The sequence below is a fragment of the Pseudomonas sp. UYEF17 genome, from assembly GCF_040546125.1.
Classification (GTDB): Bacteria; Pseudomonadota; Gammaproteobacteria; order Pseudomonadales; family Pseudomonadaceae; genus Aquipseudomonas; species Aquipseudomonas putida_Z.
Window position 1 is genome coordinate 64,965 of the sequence record NZ_JBEPNE010000007.1, and the last position, 19,963, is coordinate 84,927.

17 protein-coding genes are annotated in these 19,963 nt (G+C 64.7%); 8 read left to right on the plus strand and 9 right to left on the minus strand.

Features of this window, described 5'->3' with window-relative positions; all coding sequences use genetic code 11:
* Positions 1-71: 71 nt before the first annotated feature.
* A complete protein-coding gene (locus ABIB24_RS13380; protein ID WP_013971426.1) occupies positions 72-1,220 on the plus strand; it encodes a patatin-like phospholipase family protein in 1,149 nt (382 codons plus the stop codon).
* A gap of 99 nt (positions 1,221-1,319) precedes the next feature.
* Here ABIB24_RS13380 and ABIB24_RS13385 read toward each other — a convergent pair whose 3' ends face one another.
* On the minus strand, positions 1,320-2,144 hold the full coding sequence (locus ABIB24_RS13385) for an MlaA family lipoprotein (protein WP_080958529.1): 825 nt from the start codon (positions 2,142-2,144) through the stop codon (positions 1,320-1,322).
* Positions 2,137-3,435, minus strand: a complete 1,299-nt coding sequence (gene mlaY / locus ABIB24_RS13390; protein ID WP_025338072.1) for a lipid asymmetry maintenance lipase MlaY — start codon at positions 3,433-3,435, stop codon at positions 2,137-2,139. Before mlaY ends, ABIB24_RS13385 begins: the two co-directional genes overlap by 8 nt.
* Positions 3,436-3,625: 190 nt before the next feature.
* On the opposite strand from mlaY, the gene ABIB24_RS13395 reads away from it, so the two are divergent.
* Positions 3,626-4,003, plus strand: a complete 378-nt coding sequence (locus ABIB24_RS13395; protein ID WP_025338073.1) for a hypothetical protein — start codon at positions 3,626-3,628, stop codon at positions 4,001-4,003.
* A 121-nt stretch (positions 4,004-4,124) separates the two neighbouring features.
* On the opposite strand, the gene ABIB24_RS13400 is transcribed toward ABIB24_RS13395, so the two are convergent.
* A complete protein-coding gene (locus ABIB24_RS13400) occupies positions 4,125-5,693 on the minus strand; it encodes a glycoside hydrolase family 17 protein (protein ID WP_354316596.1) in 1,569 nt (522 codons plus the stop codon).
* A 197-nt stretch (positions 5,694-5,890) separates the two neighbouring features.
* On the opposite strand from ABIB24_RS13400, the gene ABIB24_RS13405 reads away from it, so the two are divergent.
* The 3 genes from ABIB24_RS13405 to ABIB24_RS13415 all read left to right on the plus strand — a co-directional run bounded on the left by ABIB24_RS13405 (position 5,891) and on the right by ABIB24_RS13415 (position 8,974).
* The gene (locus ABIB24_RS13405) at positions 5,891-6,751 is read left to right on the plus strand and encodes a glycine betaine ABC transporter substrate-binding protein (protein WP_025338075.1); all 861 of its coding nucleotides are present in this window, start codon (positions 5,891-5,893) and stop codon (positions 6,749-6,751) included.
* 250 nt (positions 6,752-7,001) lie between these two features.
* Positions 7,002-7,313, plus strand: coding sequence for a DUF485 domain-containing protein (locus tag ABIB24_RS13410; RefSeq protein WP_003260090.1), 312 nt, complete (start codon positions 7,002-7,004; stop codon positions 7,311-7,313).
* Positions 7,310-8,974, plus strand: coding sequence for a cation acetate symporter (locus ABIB24_RS13415; protein ID WP_013971432.1), 1,665 nt, complete (start codon positions 7,310-7,312; stop codon positions 8,972-8,974). Before ABIB24_RS13410 ends, ABIB24_RS13415 begins: the two co-directional genes overlap by 4 nt.
* Before the next feature lie 54 nt (positions 8,975-9,028).
* On the opposite strand, the gene ABIB24_RS13420 is transcribed toward ABIB24_RS13415, so the two are convergent.
* Positions 9,029-9,181, minus strand: a complete 153-nt coding sequence (locus tag ABIB24_RS13420; RefSeq protein WP_013971433.1) for a DUF3309 family protein — start codon at positions 9,179-9,181, stop codon at positions 9,029-9,031.
* 299 nt (positions 9,182-9,480) lie between these two features.
* On the opposite strand from ABIB24_RS13420, the gene ABIB24_RS13425 reads away from it, so the two are divergent.
* On the plus strand, positions 9,481-10,290 hold the full coding sequence (locus tag ABIB24_RS13425; protein WP_075044048.1) for an SDR family oxidoreductase: 810 nt from the start codon (positions 9,481-9,483) through the stop codon (positions 10,288-10,290).
* A gap of 120 nt (positions 10,291-10,410) precedes the next feature.
* Positions 10,411-10,599: a carbon storage regulator CsrA gene (csrA, locus tag ABIB24_RS13430; protein WP_137163216.1), complete on the plus strand. Its 189-nt coding sequence runs from the start codon at positions 10,411-10,413 to the stop codon at positions 10,597-10,599.
* A 114-nt stretch (positions 10,600-10,713) separates the two neighbouring features.
* Here the strand turns inward: csrA and ABIB24_RS13435 are convergent, their stop codons facing one another.
* From ABIB24_RS13435 to mnmC, 5 genes are all read right to left on the minus strand, one after another.
* Positions 10,714-10,941 carry a YheU family protein gene (locus ABIB24_RS13435; protein ID WP_137163217.1) on the minus strand — a complete coding sequence of 76 codons (228 nt, stop codon included), beginning with the start codon at positions 10,939-10,941 and terminating at the stop codon, positions 10,714-10,716.
* A 167-nt stretch (positions 10,942-11,108) separates the two neighbouring features.
* Positions 11,109-12,293, minus strand: coding sequence for an osmoprotectant NAGGN system M42 family peptidase (locus ABIB24_RS13440; RefSeq protein ID WP_025338084.1), 1,185 nt, complete (start codon positions 12,291-12,293; stop codon positions 11,109-11,111).
* A 129-nt stretch (positions 12,294-12,422) separates the two neighbouring features.
* Positions 12,423-14,168, minus strand: coding sequence for an N-acetylglutaminylglutamine synthetase (gene ngg / locus ABIB24_RS13445; RefSeq protein WP_025338085.1), 1,746 nt, complete (start codon positions 14,166-14,168; stop codon positions 12,423-12,425).
* Positions 14,169-14,171: 3 nt separating this feature from the next.
* A complete protein-coding gene (locus tag ABIB24_RS13450; RefSeq protein ID WP_137163218.1) occupies positions 14,172-15,959 on the minus strand; it encodes an N-acetylglutaminylglutamine amidotransferase in 1,788 nt (595 codons plus the stop codon).
* Between the two features lie 226 nt (positions 15,960-16,185).
* A complete protein-coding gene (gene mnmC / locus ABIB24_RS13455; RefSeq protein ID WP_137163219.1) occupies positions 16,186-18,150 on the minus strand; it encodes a bifunctional tRNA (5-methylaminomethyl-2-thiouridine)(34)-methyltransferase MnmC2/FAD-dependent 5-carboxymethylaminomethyl-2-thiouridine(34) oxidoreductase MnmC1 in 1,965 nt (654 codons plus the stop codon).
* A 153-nt stretch (positions 18,151-18,303) separates the two neighbouring features.
* Between mnmC and pap the strand changes: the two genes are divergently transcribed.
* Positions 18,304-19,797 carry a polyphosphate:AMP phosphotransferase gene (gene pap / locus ABIB24_RS13460; protein ID WP_025338088.1) on the plus strand — a complete coding sequence of 498 codons (1,494 nt, stop codon included), beginning with the start codon at positions 18,304-18,306 and terminating at the stop codon, positions 19,795-19,797.
* Positions 19,798-19,963: the final 166 nt, after the last annotated feature.

The following is a 19,963-nucleotide window of genomic DNA, read 5'->3' on the forward strand; positions in this document are numbered from 1 at the left end:
ATACCTGTGGGAGCGGGTTTACCTGCGAAAGGGCCGGCACTGACAGCACACCAACCCCAGGAAGGACTCCTATGGCCCCACCCCCGGTAACCGGTCTTATCCTTTCTGGCGGCGGCGCCCGCGCTGCCTACCAGGTCGGCGTGCTGGCCGGCATCGCCGAACTGCTGCCCGCTGGCGCGCACAACCCGTTCCCGGTCATCGTCGGCACCTCCGCCGGCGCCATCAACGCCGTCACCCTGGCCAGCGGCGCCACCCATTTCAGCGACGCCGTACAACGGCTCACCGCCTTCTGGCAGAACTTCCGCAGCCACCTGGTCATCCGCAGCGACTGGCCCGGTGTGGTCCGCCAGGCCAGCCGCTTCGTCGCCCACAACCTGCTGGGCGTGGGCGGCCCGGCGCCAGTGGCGCTACTGGACAGCAGCCCATTGCGCGGCTTGCTGCAGGCGCACCTGAACCTGGACGGTATCGCCCACTCCCTGGCCGCCGAGCAACTGCGCGCCGTCGCGGTGACCGCCTTTGGCTACGAGTCCGGCCAGGCGGTGACCTTCTACCAGGGGCGCGGCACCATCGAAGCCTGGTTGCGCCACCGCCGCATCGGCATGCCCACGCCGTTGACCATCGACCACCTGCTGGCCAGCGCGGCCATCCCGCTACTGTTCGCCCCGGTGCGGCTGGGCGACGAATATTTCGGTGATGGCGCGGTACGCCAGTCGGCACCGATCAGCCCGGCCCTGCACCTGGGCGCCAGCCGGGTACTGGTAGTCGGGGTCAGTGGCAACCCGCAGCGGCCGGCGCCACCATTACCGACCCAGCGGGTGTTCAGCGGCCAGCAGCCGAGCCTGGCGCAGATCGGCGGGCACATGCTCAACAGCACGTTCATTGACAGCCTGGAAGACGACATCGAGCTGCTGCAGCGCCTCAACCACCTGAGCCACCTGTTGCCGGCGCACCTGGACGCCCGGCGCCTGGGCCTGGCGCCAATCGACGTGCTGGTGGTGGCGCCCAGCCAGCCGCTGGACGAAATTGCCGCGCGGCATCGGCGCGAGTTGCCGGCGGCCTTGCGCATGTTCCTGCGCGGGCCGGGGGCGACACGTACCAGCGGGGCGGGGGTGTTGAGCTATTTGCTGTTCGAGGCCAGTTACTGCAGCGAGCTGATAGAGCTGGGGCGAAAGGATGCCTTGGCCAAGAAGCGGGAGCTTTGCCAGTTCCTGGGGATTTGATGTTGCTTGTGCCGGCCTTTTCGCAGCACAAGGCTGCTCCTACAGGGTAGCGCGTCGCCTTGTAGGAGCAGCCTTGTGCTGCGAAGAGGCCTGGCCTGCCTACTCGGCTATCTGCAACTTGCGCGCCTGGGTATACACATACCGCACCTTCTCGTACTCGAACGGCGAGTTGAGCTGGCCATAGCGGAATTTGGTGCTGTAGCGCTTGTCCACCACGCGCAGCACGGAGATTTCCGGGTGGTCGCTGCTGGCTTCGGCCACGTTCAGGTAGTTGATCGCCTGTTCGCCTGCATAGTCCACCACCAGCCCAGTGGTATCGCGCAGGTTCGACGGCCCCAGCACCGGCAGCATCAGGTACGGCCCGTCCGGTACGCCATAGAAGCCCAAGGTCTGGCCAAAGTCTTCACTTTGCCGCGGCAGGCCCATCTTGGTCGCCGGGTCCCACAGCCCACCCACGCCGATGATGGTGTTGAACATCAGCCGCGCGGTGATCTCCGCCGAGCGCTTGGCCTTCAACTGCAATACGCTGTTGAACAGGTTCGGCACGTCGCCCAGGTTGTTGAAGAAGTTGGTCACCCCGGTGCGCACGAAGCGTGGGGTGACGTACTGGTAGCCGCTCACCATCGGCAGCAGCACCCATTGGTCCAGGCGGTAGTTGAAGTGATAGACGCGCCGGTTGATCGACTCCAGCGGGTCGTACACGTTCAGCGCTTGCAGGGTGGAGCGCTCGAACTCGCGCTGGTCCAGCCCCGGGTTGAATTTCAGCTCGCGCAGCGGGTCGACGAAACCATCGGCCTCGGGCGCCAGTGGTGCCTCGGTGACTTGCGGGTCGGCCTCGATCACGCTGGCCCGGGGGGCGGTTTCGGCTGCCAGGGCCTGGCCGGCGGCGAACAGGGCAGTGGCGAAGAGGAGTTTGTTAACCACGGAAGAACTCCAGCATGGCGTCACTGTTGACGCGGTAATTTAGGTTGCCGCAATGGCCGCCATGGGGGTAAAGGGTCAGGCGCTCACCGAACACCTTGCGCAGGAAGCCGATGTCGCCAGGGCCGAGGATGACGTCGTCGGCGTTGTGCATCACGGCGATCTTGTCGCTGCTGCTCAGGTAGTCTTCCAGCGCATACAGGCTGACCTGGTTGACCAGTTGCAGGATGCTGTTGCCGTCGGTGCGGGCGCGCCACATGGGGATGACCTGCTCGGTCATGTAGCAGTCGAAGTCGCACTGCAGGGCACGCTTGAAGAACGGCGTGAGGCTGCTGCCCTCGGTGATCGGGAATTTCGGCGGAATGATCAGGCCGCGGCGGTTGATCAGGTCGGAGGTGAAGGCAATGTCGGCCGCCGAGAAGCGGAACGAGGTGCCGATCAGCATGGCCATCTGCTCGTTGGACAGGTGCTGGCGCGACTGCTGGAAGTCGTACAGCAAGGCTTCATTGAGGTCGATGTAGCCCTTTTCCTGGAAGTAGCGGGTCAGCTTGGCCAGCATCAGCTCGTAGAAGGTGGTGCTGCGGTCGATGCCCTTGACCTGGGTCTGCACCAGCTTGTCCAGGTTGTTGATCGAGGTGTACAGGTTGACCGGCGGGTTCAGCAGCAGCACGCGCTTGAAGTTGAAGCTGCGGCGGGTTTCGTCCAGGTGGCTGACAAAGGCAGCGTCGAGTGCGCCCAGGCTGTAGCCGGTGAGGTAGAACTCGCTGATTGGCAGGCGCGGGTGCTGGGCGCGCACGGCCTGCATCACCCGGTACATGTCTTCGGCATCATCCTGGCTGACGCCTGGGGTGGCGAAGCGCGAGGCTGCGCTCATGAAGTCGTAGCTGGTGGGCGAGGACAGCTGCACCACGTGGAAGCCGGCCTGGTAGAACAGCTTTTTCAGGTATTCGTTGATGCTGCTGGTGTAGGGTGCACCGGTGCCGGCGATGATGAAGATCAGCGGCGCCTCGTGGTCCTGGCGGGCCAGGCGGTACTTGAGCTTCTTCACTGCCCAGAAGTTGTCGGGCAGGGTGAACTCACGGTCCGGGCGCAGGTTGAGGCTGTAATCGGACTGGCTGATTTCGTCGTCGCCGGGCAGGGTGGGGCGCTGGTCCGGCGGCGTGGTGGCGATGGTTGCCTCGAACGGGTTGGTCAAGGGGTAGCCATAGCTTGCGGCGTCGATATCCCGCGCCGAAGCGGCCACAGCCATGAGCAGGCCGCCGAGCAAGGCAGCGAGGCGCAAAGATCGAAGCATGTAATCCCCCAAAAGAACGCAAGGTCGAGCAGTGTGCAGGCTAGGACCACAACGGGGCGGGCAAAGTTGCCAGGCGCGGTGGTCTTTGGTGTGCTTGTTATCTGCAACATAGCTGCAGGGAAGTGATTTTGCCTTACAACTGGGCATAAGCGATCATGGATGCTTTCGATTTCCGCTATTGGAGAACTGGATGTCTCGTTCGCTGCCGGCTGCGCTGCTTGTGCTGTTTCTGGGGCTTTGGCTTGCTGCCAGTTATGGCGTGCGCTACGGGCTGATGGAGGACGGGCAGTGGGTGGGGCTGTGCACGGCGCCGGCGGCGTACTGGCAGTGTGAGGTACGGTCGTTGCTGGGGCTGGGCATTCATCATCAGGTGATGGCCTGGGGCGGGCTGGGGCTGGCGCTGCTGGCGCAGTTGGTTGCCGGGCGTGGCGGCTGGTGGCTGGCAGTGGTGGCGTTGGTGTTCGCGGTGCCGGCACTGGTGCTGTATACCGCCAGCATTGCCGTGTTCGCGCTGGTGCTGGCGGGGTTGCGGCTGGTGCGGGACGCTGGTGCTACGCGGACTTTGTAGGAGCGGCCTTGTGTCGCGATGGGCCGCAGAGCGGCCCCGGCAATCTATGCCATTGCGCTAATCCTGGGGCCGCTTTGCGGCCCATCGCGACACAAGGCCGCTCCTACAGGGATGTGTATTTTCAGGCCGTGCGAGCAAGGCGCAAGCTCCGCCACAAGGCTGCGGTCATCAGCACACTCACCCCGGCCCACCCCCAGGCCTGTTGGTTCTCCAACCCTTCCACAAACAACTGCGGCGCCACCCCGGCACCGACGATGAACGCCAGCAACGCCACCTCCGCCCGCCGCGCCGGCACCGGCCACAGTGCAAATACCAGCGCCGGCAACGCCAACGCTGCGCTGGGGAAGCTGCGATAGCGTGGGTCGAACACCATCGCCAGCATGCTCACCGCCGCGGCAAAACCCGCTGCCAGCAACAGCCAGCCGGCCCGCGCCTGCAGCCAGGCGTACAGGCGCTCGCGCCAGCCCGTGCGCCGCGCCAGGGCCAGCACGGCATGGGCCAGCACCAGCAGGTTCAGCCCCGCCAGCAGCACCGCCCACAGCCACTCCCCGGCAAAGCGCGCATGGGTGCGCATCAGCTCGCCCCAAAGCCCCAGGCAGCCTGCCCCAAACGCCGCCAGCAACGGCAGCAGCATGGCCGCCACCGGAGTGGCCGGGCGCCCGGCAAGCATCAGCATCAGCACCATCAGCAGGGCACTGGCCAGCAACCACTGCGGCCAGTAAGGCAGGTTGCTCACTGGCCCTTCGAGTACGCCCTTGTCCTGCCGGTCGGCATCGTAAAGCCCCCAGTAACCGCCGACCGCCCCTTCATTGGCGCGCTTCCATGGCTGGTCGAACGCCTCGATCAGGTTGTAGTGCCAGCCGTTGCTTTCGGCCATGGCCACGAACCCGCGAATGAAACGCGCCTCGTTGACCCTGCTGGGCTCCGCGGTTTCGCGCTGGCGGCCTTCGCTGGGCCAGCCGGTTTCGCCGATCAGGACGTCCTTCGGCGCGAAGCGCGTGCCGAACACCCGGCGTACATCGGCGACATGGGCCAGGGCTTCGTCGATGCCACGTGGGTCGTCTTCCCAGTAAGGCAGCAGGTGGATAGTCAGGAAGTCCACCGCAGGCGCCACCTGCGGGTGCTGCAACCAGAACTCCCACACATCGGCGTAGGTCACCGGCACCTTGACCTGGCTTTTCACCCGGGCGATCAGCGTGGCCAGGTGCGCACCGGTCACTTCCTTGCGCAGCAGCGTCTCGTTGCCGACGATCACCGCGCTGACTACGTCGGGGTTGGCATTGGCGGCGGCGATCAGCAGCTCGATTTCTTTCTCGGTGTCGGCCGGGTGGGCGTTGACCCAGGCACCTAGCATCACCTTCAGGCCATGCTTGCGTGCCAGCGCCGGGATTGCCTCAAGACCGGTCTGGGAATAGGTGCGGATGCACTGAAAACGCTCGGCCAGCAACGCCAGGTCGGCATCCATGCGCGCCGGGCGCAGGCGAAACGGCTGGTCGTAGGGCGACTGGTCCTTGTCGAACGGGGTGTACGAGGCGCATTGCAGCTTGTGCGTCGGGCTGGCCGCGTCGGGCAGTTGCACCGGCTTGCCAAGCCCGTACCAGAGCCCTCCGAGCCCGAGCAGGGCGAGCAGGCAGGCAAGCAGGTACAACGGCAGCAGCAGGCGGGTAGAACTGGGCATCGGGCGGTCCATCGTCAGGCGCAAAAGGGTAGATAGTAGCCCGGCGCCAAACCTTTGGCATGCAAGGATCGCGCAGGTCGGCGCAGGCCGATGGCGCTAATGGCATAGTGCTGTCGCATATGGGGCGGCTACAGGTCGTAGCTGGAGCAGGTCGACTATTGTTGCAGGACGATGATGCAAATTCCGAGACCTGACGAGGGGATGCTTTGATGGCTGCTATTACAAGAATGCGACGTTTCCTGGGTGTGGGCACCGCCATGGTACTGGCCATGAGTGCGGCACAGGCAATGGCCAAAGAAGTCAGCATTGGTTACGTGGATGGTTGGGCTGACAGCGTGGCGACCACCAACGTGGCCGCCGAAGTGATCAAGCAGAAACTCGGCTACGACGTGAAGTTGCAGGCCGTGGCCACCGGGATCATGTGGCAGGGCGTGGCAACCGGCAAGCTCGATGCCATGTTGTCGGCCTGGTTGCCGGTGACCCATGGCGAGTACTGGGCCAAGAACAAGGACAACGTGGTCGACTACGGCCCGAACTTCAAGGACGCCAAGATCGGCCTGATCGTCCCTGAGTACGTCAAGGCGGTGAGCATCGCCGACCTCAAGACCGACGACACCTTCAAGCAGAAGATCGTCGGCATCGACGCCGGCTCCGGCGTAATGCTCAAGACCGACCAGGCCATCAAGGACTACGACCTGACCGGTTACAAGCTGCAGGCCAGCTCTGGCGCGGCGATGACTGCGGAACTGGGCCGTGCCTATGCCAAGCAGCAGTCGATTGCGGTGACCGGCTGGGTACCGCACTGGATGTTCGCCAAGTGGAAACTGAAGTTCCTCGAAGACCCGAAAGGCGTGTATGGCGCCGCGGAAACCGTGAACAGCATCGGCAGCAAGGAACTGGCCACCAAGGCCCCGGAAGTGGCGGAGTTCCTGAAGAAGTTCAACTGGCAGTCGAAGGACGAGATTGGCGAAGTGATGCTGGCTATCCAGGAAGGCGCCAAGCCTGAAGCGGCGGCCAAGGACTGGGTGGCCAAGCACCCTGAGCGTGTGAAGGAGTGGACTGGCAAGTAACAACCCGTTCCGTTGTAGGAGCAGCCTTGTGCTGCGAAGAGGCTGGTGCAAGCTGCGAAGATTCGGGCAGCCTGTACCGGCGTCTTCGCAGCACAAGGCTGCTCCTACAGGGATATGTGCAAGCTGTTTTGTTGCGTGATCTGTAAAACACCGTTGCATCTAAGACTAAGGTCGTCTGGTTGGCGTCCGATAGCCGCATAAAGTAAGGGTCGTGGGTTCCACCCCTATCTGTGCTGCTAGGACAAAAACAATGAACGACAGCATTTACCTCTCGATACAAAACAGCCCCCGCTTCAAGGAGCTGGTCACCAAACGCGAACGGTTCGCCTGGATTCTCTCGGCGATCATGCTCGGCCTGTACTGCGCCTTCATCCTCCTGATCGCCTACGGTCCTCAGATTCTGGGCACCAAGCTCAGCCCTGAGTCGTCGATTACCTGGGGTATTCCCCTGGGCGTCGGCCTGATCGTCTCGGCATTCGTCCTGACCGCCATCTACGTACGCCGCGCCAACGGCGAATTCGATGAGCTGAACAAGGCCATCCTGAAGGAGGCGCAACAATGATTCGCCACGCCAAAGCCCTGGCCGTACTGGCCTGCGGAGCCTTCGCACCCGCCGTGTGGGCCGCCGATGCCCTGACCGGCGAGGTGCAGAAGCAACCGCTGAACGTCTCCGCGATCGCCATGTTCGTGGCCTTCGTCGCCTTCACCCTCGGCATCACCTACTGGGCCTCCAAGCGCAACAAGTCAGCGTCGGACTACTACGCCGCCGGTGGCAAGATCACCGGCTTCCAGAACGGCCTGGCGATTGCCGGTGACTACATGTCGGCCGCCTCGTTCCTGGGTATTTCCGCACTCGTGTTCACCTCTGGCTACGATGGCCTGATCTACTCGATCGGCTTCCTGGTCGGCTGGCCGATCATCCTCTTCCTGATCGCCGAACGCCTGCGCAACCTGGGCAAGTACACCTTCGCCGACGTGGCCTCGTACCGCCTCGGGCAGAAGGAGATCCGCACCCTGTCGGCCTCCGGTTCGCTGGTGGTGGTGGCGTTCTACCTGATCGCGCAGATGGTCGGTGCCGGCAAGCTGATCGAGCTGCTGTTCGGGCTGGACTACCACGTGGCGGTGATCCTGGTGGGTATCCTGATGTGCCTGTACGTACTGTTCGGCGGCATGCTGGCCACCACCTGGGTACAGATCATCAAGGCCGTGCTGCTGCTGTCCGGTGCCAGCTTCATGGCGCTGATGGTGATGAAGCACGTGGGCTTCGACTTCAACACCCTGTTCTCCGAAGCGATTAAGGTGCACGCCAAGGGCGAGGCGATCATGAGCCCGGGCGGCCTGGTCAAGGACCCGATCTCGGCGTTCTCGCTGGGCCTGGCGCTGATGTTCGGTACCGCCGGCTTGCCGCACATCCTGATGCGCTTCTTCACCGTCAGTGACGCCAAGGAGGCGCGCAAAAGCGTGCTGTACGCCACCGGCTTCATCGGCTACTTCTACATCCTCACCTTCATCATCGGCTTTGGCGCCATCCTGCTGGTCAGCACCAACCCGGACTTCAAGGACGCCGCTGGCGCCCTGCTGGGTGGCAACAACATGGCAGCGGTGCACCTGGCCAACGCTGTGGGTGGCAGCGTGTTCCTCGGCTTCATCTCGGCTGTTGCCTTCGCCACCATCCTGGCAGTGGTTGCCGGCCTGACCCTGGCCGGTGCCTCGGCGGTGTCCCACGACCTGTACGCCAGTGTATGGCGCAAGGGCAAGGCCAACGACAAGGACGAGATCCGCGTGTCGAAGATCACCACCGTCGCCCTGGGCGTACTGGCGATCGGCCTGGGCATCCTGTTCGAGAAGCAGAACATCGCCTTCATGGTCGGCCTGGCGTTCTCCATCGCGGCCAGCTGCAACTTCCCGGTACTGCTGCTCTCGATGTACTGGAAGAAGCTGACCACCCGCGGTGCCATGATCGGCGGCTGGCTGGGCCTGGTGAGTGCGGTGACGCTGATGATCCTCGGCCCGACCATCTGGGTGCAGATCCTCGGCCACGAGAAGCCGATCTACCCGTACGAGTACCCGGCACTGTTCTCGATGCTGATCGCCTTCGTCGGTATCTGGTTCTTCTCGGTCACCGACAAGTCCAAGGCTGCCGAAGACGAACGTGCGCTGTTCTTCCCGCAGTTCGTGCGTTCGCAGACTGGCCTGGGCGCTTCGGGTGCTGTTTCGCACTGATCCTTCCGGCAATGAAAAAACCGCGCTTCGGCGCGGTTTTTTGTGTTTTCGTTGCTAGATCATGCCTAGTAGCAACAAAACCAGCAGAACTACCAGCACCACGCCGATGATGCCGGACGGGCCATAGCCCCAGCTGCGCGAGTGCGGGAAGACCGGTAAGCCACCAATCAGCAGAAGGATCAGGATGATGATGAGAATCGTGGTCATGACGGAGTCCTTGCGTGGTTGAGGGTCAAGGGCCTCGGACTGCTGGCCTCTTGTAAGTAAGGACTGGTGGTAAGTGTCAAAGATTCCATTTGTGTGGTGCCTGTACCGGCCTCTTCGCAGCACAAGGCTGCTCCTACAGCTGTGTGCGGTCCCTGTAGGAGCAGCCTTGTGCTGCGAAGAGGCCGGTGCAGGCTGACCACACAGTCATGCCCCTCCATTCACTACCTTGATGAACCCTGCCTGCCCCCCAGGCCTTGATTAGACTGGTTGCACAACCCATCAGAACAAGGCCAGCCACCATGCAAAACCGCATCATGATCACCGGCGCCGGATCCGGCCTCGGTCGCGAGATCGCCCTGCGCTGGGCGCGTGAGGGCTGGCGCCTGGCGCTGGCCGATGTCAACGAAGCCGGCCTGCGCGAAACCCTGGAGCTGGCCCGCGCAGCTGGCGGCGAAGGCTTTGTCCAGCGTTGCGATGTGCGCGACTACAGCCAGCTCACCGCCCTGGCCCAGGCTTGCTCCGAACAGTTCGGTGGTATCGACGTGATCGTCAACAATGCCGGCGTCGCTTCGGGCGGGTTCTTCGCCGAACTGTCGCTGGAGGATTGGGACTGGCAGATCGCGGTCAACCTGATGGGCGTGGTCAAGGGCTGCAAGGCCTTCCTGCCGCTGCTGGAGCGCAGCAAGGGGCGAATCATCAACATCGCCTCGATGGCCGCGCTGATGCAGGGCCCGGGCATGAGCAACTACAACGTGGCCAAGGCCGGCGTGCTGGCCTTGTCGGAAAGCCTGCTGGTCGAGCTACGCCAATTGGAGGTGGCGGTGCACGTGGTGTGCCCGTCGTTCTTCCAGACCAACCTGCTGGACTCGTTCCGCGGGCCGAACCCGGCGATGAAAGCCCAGGTTGGCAAGCTGCTGGAAGGCTCGCCGATCAATGCGGCGGACATCGCCGAGTACATCCACCGGCAGGTTGCCGCTGGCGAGTTCCTGATCCTGCCCCATGAGGCCGGGCGCCAGGCCTGGCAACTGAAGCGCCAGGCCCCTGAGCGGCTGTACGACGAGATGGCCGAAATGGCGGTGAAAATGCGGGCCAAGGCTCAGTCGCGATGATTCGTCTGTAAGGAAAATTACCCGGAAATGTAGGGCGCTTCTGAATCACGGCAGAACTATTGAGTAGCTCTATGCCGTCAAGGCAGGCTCCGGTTTTCCCTTTCGCTGGAGGATCGGAGCATGCTGGTAATAGGGCGCGAAGTGGGAGAGATCATCGTGATTGGTGATGACATTCGGATCATGGTCGTGGAAACGCGGGACGGTATGGTCCGCTTGGGTGTGGATGCACCGCGGCAGGTGCCGGTGCATCGGTCCGAGGTGTACAAGCGCATCAAGGAAGGGCAGAAAGATAAAGCCCGTGGAATCTGATGTTGCCTGTGCCGGCCTCTTCGCGGGCTCGCCCGCTCCCACAGGTACTGCACCGCTCTCAAGACTTGTGAAATTCCTGTGGGAGCGGGCGAGCCCGCGAAGAGGCCTGACCTGCTAGTCGAGCAGCTCGCTGGGCACATCATGCTTGGCTAGCAACTGGCACTGCTGGCTTTCCAGGTCGAACAGGATGAACGCCTGGCCCTTGGCCAATGCCTGGCGCACCCGCAGCACGCGGGTTTCCAGCGGGGTGTCGTCGCCGTTGTCGGTACCGTCACGGGTGACGAAGTCCTCAATCAGGCGGGTCAGGGTTTCGGCTTGCAGTTGGTCGTAGGGGATCAGCATGGTGGGCGTTGCCTAGGTGTTGGTGGGGGCATGCTACGCGAAACATTCGGGATTTTGGGGCCGCGTTGCGGCCCATCGCGACACAAGGCCGCTCCTACAGGGGAACGCGTATCGTCTGTAGGAGCGGCCTTGTTTCGCGATGGGCTGCAAAGCAGCCCCCAGGGCCCTCAGCCCTTGTTGCCAACCAGGCTATCCACCGCCGGCACCCGCGTATCGCTTTCCATCTGCGCATCATGTTCCAACTGATGGCTGAAGCGCTCCAACGACGCATTGGCCGGCTGCGAATCACTGGCAAACACCGGCGGGCTCAGCAGGTACGCCGACAACAAGCGGCTCAACGCCGCCAGGCTGTCGATGTGTGTTCGCTCGTAGCCATGGGTGGCATCGCAGCCAAAGGCCACCAGCGCGGTACGAATATCGTGCCCCGCCGTCACTGCCGAATGGGCATCGCTGAAGTAATAGCGGAACAGATCGCGCCGCACCGGCAGGTCGTGGTCGCCGGCCAGTTTCAGCAGGTGCCGGGACAGGTGGTAATCGTAAGGCCCCGACGAGTCCTGCATGGCCACGCTCACCGCATGCTCGCTGGAGGCCTGCCCGGGCGCCACCGGGGCAATGTCGATGCCGACGAACTCGCTGACATCCCAGGGCAGGGCGCCAGCCGCTCCCGAGCCGGTCTCTTCGGTGATGGTGAACAGCGGGTGGCAGTCGATCAACGGTTGGCGGCCGCTTTCCACCACGGCTTTCAGCGCCGCCAGTAGTGCTGCCACGCCGGCCTTGTCGTCCAGGTGGCGGGCGCTGATGTGGCCGCTTTCGGTGAATTCGGGCAGCGGGTCGAAGGCAACGAAATCACCGATGCTTACACCCAGCGCCTCGCAGTCGGCGCGGGTGGCGCAGTAGGCGTCCAGGCGTACCTCAACGTGCTCCCAGCTGATCGGCATCTGGTCGATGGCGGTGTTGAAGGCATGCCCGCTGGCCATCAGTGGCAGCACGCTGCCCCGGTATACGCCGGTATCGGTGAACACGCTGACCCGGCTGCCTTCGGCGAAGCGGCTGGACCAGCAACCGACCGGCGCCAGGGCCAGGCGGCCGTTGTCCTGCAACTGGCGCACGCTGGCGCCGATGGTGTCCAGGTGAGCGGACACGGCGCGGTCAGGTGAGGTCTGGCGGCCCTTGAGGGTGGCGCGGATGGTGCCGCGGCGGGTCAGCTCGAAGGGGATGCCCAGCTCGTCCAGGCGTTCGGCCACGTAGCGCACGATGGTGTCGGTGAAACCGGTGGGACTGGGGATGGCGAGCATTTCCAGCAGCACGCGCTTGAGGTAGTCGAGATCGGGTTCGGGATGTCGGTCGGACATGGTTGGGAACTCCTTTACTCCTGTGCCGGCCTCTTCGCGGGTAAACCCGCTCCCACAGGTCCACCACAGCCCTCGATACTTGTGGGGTCCCTGTGGGAGCGGGTTTACCCGCGAAGAGGCCAGCAGCGGTTACGCCAAAGGCCGGCTATGCGGAAACAGCAGGTCGATAAAACGCTCGGCGGTCGGTTGCGGTTCATGGTTGGCCAACCCGGCACGCTCGTTGGCCTCGATGATCACGTATTCCGGTTGCCCGGCATCACGCACCATGAAGTCCAGCCCCACCACCGGGATCTCCAGCGCCCGTGCAGCGCGCACGGCGGCGTCGGCCAGCACCGGGTGCAGGCGTTCGGTAACGTCTTCCAGGGTGCCGCCGGTGTGCAGGTTGGCGGTGCGTCGTACGGCCAGGCGCTGGCCGGCGGGCAACACGTCGTCGTAGCCAAAGCCCGCCGCGCGCAGGGTGCGCTCGGTTTCGTCGTCCAGCGGAATGCGGCTTTCGCCACCGGTTGCGGCCTGGCGCCGACGGCTCTGGGCATCGATCAGCTGGCGGATGCTGTGCTTGCCATCGCCCAGCACCTGCGCCGGGTGACGGATGGCTGCCGCCACCACTTCATAGCCGATCACCACGATGCGCAGGTCATGCCCGGCATGGAAGCTTTCCAGCAACACGCGGCTGTCGAACTGGCGGGCCTGCGCCACGGCGTGGGTGATGTCGTCGATGCAGGTGAGGTTCACCGCCACGCCCTGGCCTTGCTCGCCATCGACCGGCTTGACCACCACCGCGCCATGCTCGTCGAGAAACGCCAGGTTGTCATCGGCATTGCCGGCCAGTTGCTGCGCCGGCACCTGCAGCCCGGCATTGTGCAGGGCATGCTGGGTCAGGCGCTTGTCCTGGCACAGGGTCATGGTCACGGCGCTGGTCAGGTCGCTGAGCGATTCACGGCAGCGAATGCGGCGCCCGCCCAGGCTGAGGGTGAACAGGCCGCCAGCGGCATCGTCCACTTGTACCTCGATGCCCCGGCGCAGTGCCTCGTCGACGATGATGCGTGCGTACGGGTTGAGGTCGGCTTGAGGCCCCGGCCCCAGAAACAGCTGCTCGTTGATGCCGTTCTTGCGCTTGACCGCGAAGGTCGGCAGGTTGCGAAAACCCAGCTTCTGATACAGGCGCTTGGCCTGGCGATTGTCGTGCAGCACCGACAGGTCCAGGTAGGCCAGCCCACGGCTCATGAAGTGTTCGATCAGGTGGCGCACCAGCACTTCACCCACGCCGGGGCGGGTGCAGTGCGGGTCTACCGCCAGGCACCACAGGCTGCTGCCGTGCTCGGGGTCGTCGAACGCCTTGGCGTGGTTCAGGCCCATGACGCTGCCGATCACCGCGCCGCTGTCTTCGTCCTCGGCCAGCCAGTACACCGGGCCGCCCAGGTGCAGAGGGGTGAGCAGCTCGGCGTCGACCGGCAACATGCCGCGCGCCTGATACAGGGTGTTGATTGCTTGCCAGTCGCCCGGGTTCTGCGCCCGGCGCACGCGGAAGCCGCGGAACACTCGCTGCGCTGGGCGGTAGTCGGTGAACCACAGGCGCAGGGTGTCGGACGGGTCGAGGAACAGTTGCTGCGGGGCCTGGGCCAGTAGCTGCTGGGGCGCGGCCACGTACAAGGCGATGTCGCGCTCGCCGGGGCGTTCTTCCAGCAGGTCGGCGGCGAGGTCGGCCGGGTTGGGGTAGGTGTGTCCGATCAGCAGCCGGCCCCAGCCGCAATGCACGGCGCGCGGCTGGTCGTGTGGCTGGCTGCCATCGCCGGCCAGGCGCGCCTGCAGGCGCTCGTAGGACGGCGCCTGGCCGCGCAGCAGGCGCTGACCGTAAGCGATTTCGTGGGCTTTCATCGGTCAGATTCCTTGTTCGCTCAGCCACAGGTTCAGCGCCGCCAGCTGCCACAGCTTGGAGCCACGTAGCGGCGTCAGTTGGCCGTGCGGGTTGCTCAGCAGGCGGTCGAGCATGGCCGGGTTGAACAGCCCGCGGTCCTGGCTGGGGTCGGTCAGCAATTCACGTACCCAGCCGAGGGTGGCGCCTTCCAAGTGCTTCAGGCCAGGTACCGGGAAGTAGCCCTTCTTGCGGTCGATCACCTCGTGCGGGATTACCCGCCGCGCCGCCTGCTTGAGCACCTGCTTGCCGCCGTCGGGCAGCTTGAAGCGTGCCGGAATGCGCGCCGACAGCTCCACCAGGCGGTAGTCGAGGAACGGCGTGCGCGCCTCCAGGCCCCAGGCCATGGTCATGTTGTCGACCCGTTTGACCGGGTCGTCGACCAGCATCACCGTGCTGTCCAGGCGCAGCGCCTTGTCTACCGCATCGGGGGCGCCGGGGCGGGCGAAGTGTTCACGGACGAAGTCGCCGGCCGCGTCGGTTTCCAGCAGCCAGGGTGCCTGCACGGTGTCGCGGTACTCGGCGTGGCTGCGATCGAAGAAGGCCTCGCGGTAGGCGGCAAAGGCATCTTCGGCGCCGTCCACCTGCGGGTACCAGTGGTAGCCGGCGAACAGCTCGTCGGCGCCCTGGCCGCTTTGCACGCCCTTGCAGTGCCGGGCCACTTCCCGCGACAGCAGGTAAAAGGCGATGCAGTCGTGGCTGACCATCGGCTCGCTCATGGCGCGGAAGGCGGCCGGCAATTGCTCGATGATCTCGTGCTCGGCGATGCGCAGCTGGTGGTGACGGGTGCCGTAGTGATTGGCGATCAGGTCGGAATACTGGAACTCGTCGCCGCGTTCGCCGCCGGCATCCTCGAAACCGATGGAGAAGGTCGACAGGTCGTCCACGCCCACTTCGCGCAGCAGGCCGACCAGCAGGCTGGAATCGACCCCGCCAGACAGCAGCACACCCACGTCCACCGCTGCCCGTTGGCGAATGGCCACGGCGTCGCGGGTGGCATCGAGTACGCGGGTGGTCCAGCCTTCCAGGTCCAGCTCACGTTCGTCGGGGTTGGCGCCGTAGTGCAGCTGCCACCAGGTCTGGCGTTCCACTTCGCCATGGCGGTCGATGCGCATCCAGGTACCGGGTTCCAGCTTTTGCACGTTGGCCAGCAGGGTGCGTGGCGCCGGCACCACGGCGTGGAAATTCAGGTAGTGGTTGAGTGCCACCGGGTCGAGCATCGGGTCGATGTCACCACCCTTGAGCAGCGCCGGCAGGGTCGAGGCGAAGCGCAGGCGCTCGCCGTTGCGCGACAGGTACAAGGGTTTGACGCCCAGGCGGTCGCGGGCGAGGAACAGGCGCTGGTTGTCGCGCTCCCAGATGGCCAGGGCGAACATGCCATTGAGCTTGGGCAGCAAGGCCGCGCCCCAGGCGTGGTAGCCCTTGAGCAGCACCTCGGTGTCGCCGTCGGACCAGAAGCTGTAGCCCAGGGCCTGCAGCTCCTGGCGCAGTTCGGGGAAGTTGTAGATGGCGCCGTTGAAAGCCAGCGACAGGCCCAGGGTGTTGTCGACCATCGGCTGGGCAGAGCCGTCGGACAGGTCCATGATTTTCAGGCGCCGGTGGCCGAGGGCGATCGGGCCTTGGCTATGGAAGCCCCAGGCATCCGGGCCGCGGGGCGCCAGGTGGTGGGTTATGCGCTCTACCGCAGCCAGGTCGGCTGGGCGAGGGGCTTGGTCGATGGGGGTGAAACGCAACTCTCCTGCTAATCCGCACATAGGTCCTTACCGGTTTTTCCGTTGGGGAGGGGGTGCCCCGGATTAGGGCACCTTAAGGAACTGACCCATGTGGTTTGTGAGAGTTTTAGATCGATCTGTTATATGGCGCAAAGCTATGGGGGCGCGTTGCGCCCCTTTCGCGACACAAGGCCGCTCCTACAAGAGAATACGATCTCCTGTAGGAGCGGCCTTGTGTCGCGATGGGCTGCGCAGCAGCCCCATTCCCCTATTTCCCGCGAATCAACCTGCGCAAGGCAAACCGGTTCGGGTGGCACGCCTCCGCCACCGCCCGTGGCAACGGCAGCGGTTCCCCGCATACCCACGCCGCCACCAGTTCGCCGCTCAACGGCGCCGTGATCAATCCGCGCGAGCCATGCCCGCTGTTCACATACAACCCATCCAGCCAGGGGCAGGCCACATCCGGCACCTGCCGTGCATCCCGGCCCAGCACTGCATAGGCCTGGGCGAACGCCTGCGCATCCGCCACCGGCCCGACGATCGGCAGGTAATCCGGGCTGGTGCAACGGAACGCCGCACGCCCCTGCAATTGCCCAGGGTCCAGCTCGGCGGTACCCAGGCGCTGGGCCAGGTCGACCGAAATCTCGTCCAGCAATGCCAGGTTGCCCTGGTGCTCGGCCACCGTCGGTGCCAGGTCTGTGCTGTGGAAGTCGAAGCTCGCGCCCAAGGTGTGTTCACCCCCGCGCGGCGGCGCTACATAGCCTTCCGCACACACCACGGTGCGCAGCGCGCGGCTGCTGGCCGTGGCCGGCAGGCGGGTGATCTGCCCGCGGATGCGCTTGAGCGGAAGGTGCGCGCATGGCTCGAAGCGCAGTACGTCGGCGGCACCGGCCAGGACCACCACCGGCGCGCTGGCCAGCAAACGTTCGCCAGCCCAGGCTTGCCACTGCCCGTCGACCTTGCGCAGTTCGAGCACCTCCTGATGCGTCAGCAGGCGAATACCCGGGTGCTGCAACTGCTGCTGGCACAGCGCCGGCGGGTGTACCCAGCCACCTTCGGGATAGAACAGCCCACCAGCCGGCAAGGCCACCCCGGCGATGGCTTCGGCCTCTGCACGTTCCAGCGAGTGCAACAGGCCAGGTTCGAAGGCGCCAGCCAGTTTGCCCTGGCGTTCGGCTTCCTTGCTGTCGAAGGCCAGTTGCAGCACGCCGCAGGCATCCCAGTCGTGGCCACGTTGCAGGCGCTGCAGCTGGCGCCGGGTGTAACCGAAACCGGCCAGGATCATCTGCGACAACGCCGTGCCGTGGGCGGACAGCTTCAGGTACAGCACCCCTTGCGGGTTACCCGAAGCTTCCTGTGCCGGGGTGTCGTGGCGTTCCAGCACGGTAACTTGCCAGCCACGCCGTGCCAGGCTGGCGGCGGTCGTGCTACCGGCGAGCCCGGCGCCTATCACCAGCGCTTCACGCGGCCCCGCTACGGCAGCCGGGCGCGCGTACCATGGCGCGCCGGGGCTGGGCACAGGGCCGACATAGGCGCCGCTCATCACTTCCCATTTCTTGCCGATGCCCGGCACCTTCTTCATGGCGAAGCCGGCCTCGACCAGGCTGCGGCGTACCCAACCGGTGGTGGTGAAGGTGCCTAGCACCGTGCCCGGGTGTGACAGCCGTGCCAGCTGCGCGAACAGCTCCGGGGTCCACATGTCGGGGTTCTTGGCCGGGGCGAAGCCGTCGAGGAACCACACGTCGATCTGCGCATCGAGTTGCGGCAGCTGTTCCAGTACGTCGCCTATCAACAGGGTGAGGGTGACCCGGCCGTTGTCGAAGGTGAACTGTTGGAAGCCAGGGTGCACTGCCACGTACTGCTCCAGCAGGGGCTCGGCATAGGCGGCAAGTTCAGGCCACAGGCATATGGCGCGGGCCATGTCGTCGCGATCGAGGGGGTACTTTTCGACGCTGACGAAATGCAGGCGAGCCTCGGTGTGGGCGTGTTGCTCGAACAGTTGCCAGGCGCAGTAGAAGTTCATGCCGGTGCCGAACCCGGTTTCGCCGATCACCAGGCAGGCGTGCGGGGCGAGGTCGGCAAAGCGCTCGGCCAGGCGGGTTTGCCCAAGAAACACGTGCTTGGTTTCTTCGATGCCTTCGTTGACTGCGAAATAGACGTCGTCGTATTGCCGCGAATGGGGGCGGCCCTGGTCGTCCCAGTCGATCTGGGCGTGCTGGAGGAGGGTGGACATGGTTGGCTCGGTTGCAGCGGATGGGCGGATTTTATGCCATCCGGGAGGTTTGCGCAGGCTGTGCCGGCCTCTTCGCGGGCACGCCCGCTCCCGCAGGTACTGCACGAGCCTTCAAATCCGCTAGTCTTGCTTATCCATTGAAGGAGCCAGTGCATGTTCGAATCCGCCGAAATCGGCCACAGCATCGACAAGGAGGCTTACGACGCCGAGGTACCCGCTTTGCGCGAGGCCCTGCTCGAAGCCCAGTACGAACTCAAGCAGCAGGCGCGTTTCCCGGTGATCGTGCTGATCAACGGTATCGAAGGCGCCGGCAAGGGCGAGACGGTCAAGCTGCTCAACGAGTGGATGGACCCGCGCATGATCGATGTGCTCACCTTCGACCAGCAGACCGACGAAGAGCTGGCGCGCCCGCCGGCATGGCGCTACTGGCGGGCCCTGCCACCGAAGGGGCGGATGGGCGTGTTCTTCGGCAACTGGTACAGCCAGATGCTGCAGGGGCGGGTACACGGGGTGTTCAAGGACGCCGTGCTCGACCAGGCCATCACCGGCGCCGAGCGGCTGGAGGAGATGCTGTGCGACGAAGGTGCGCTGATCATCAAGTTCTGGTTCCACCTGTCCAAGAAGCAGATGAAGGCGCGGCTGAAATCGCTCAAGGACGACCCGCTGCACAGCTGGAAGATCAGCCCGCTGGACTGGCAGCAGTCGGAGACCTACGACCGTTTCGTGCGCTTTGGTGAGCGCGTGCTGCGCCGCACCAGCCGCGATTACGCGCCGTGGCATGTCATCGAGGGCGTCGACCCGAACTACCGCAGCCTGGCGGTAGGTCGCATCCTGCTGGAAAGCCTGCAGGCGGCACTGGACAACAACCCCAAAGGCAAGCACCGGGGCAACGTTGCTCCGCTGGGCCGCAGCATCGACCAGCGCAGCCTGCTCGGCGCGCTGGACATGACCCTGCGCCTGGACAAGTCCGACTACCAGGAGCAACTGGTCACCGAGCAGGCACGCCTGGCCGGCCTGCTGCGCCACAAGCACATGCGCCGGCATGCCTTGGTGGCGGTGTTCGAAGGCAACGACGCTGCCGGCAAGGGCGGCGCCATCCGCCGCGTGGCCGCCGCGCTGGACCCGCGCCAGTACCGCATCGTGCCGATTGCCGCGCCCACTGAAGAAGAACGCGCGCAGCCTTACCTGTGGCGGTTCTGGCGGCACATTCCGGCGCGTGGCAAGTTCACCATCTTCGACCGTTCCTGGTATGGCCGGGTGCTGGTGGAGCGGGTGGAAGGCTTCTGCAGCCCGGCCGACTGGATGCGTGCCTACAGCGAGATCAACGATTTCGAGGAACAGCTGGTGAATGCCGGCACGGTGGTGGTCAAGTTCTGGCTGGCGATCGACCAGCAGACCCAGCTGGAGCGCTTCGAAGAGCGCGAGCAGATCCCGTTCAAGCGCTACAAGATCACCGAGGACGACTGGCGCAATCGCGACAAGTGGGACGACTATGTTCAGGCGGTGGGTGACATGGTCGACCGCACCAGCACCGAGATTGCACCCTGGACGCTGGTGGAGGCCAACGACAAGCGCTGGGCGCGGGTGAAGGTGTTGCGCACCATCAACCAGGCGCTTGAGGCGGCGTTTGCCAGGGACAAGAAATAATCGAAGTTCCTGTTTGCCTGTGCCGGCCTCTTCGCGGGTGAACCCGCTCCCACAGGAATACCACAGGGCTGAATCTTGTGTGATCCTTGTGGGAGCGGGTTTACCCGCGAAGAGGCCAGAACAGGCAGCATACCTGTCAAGCCATGCCACAGAAGAATGACCTGAT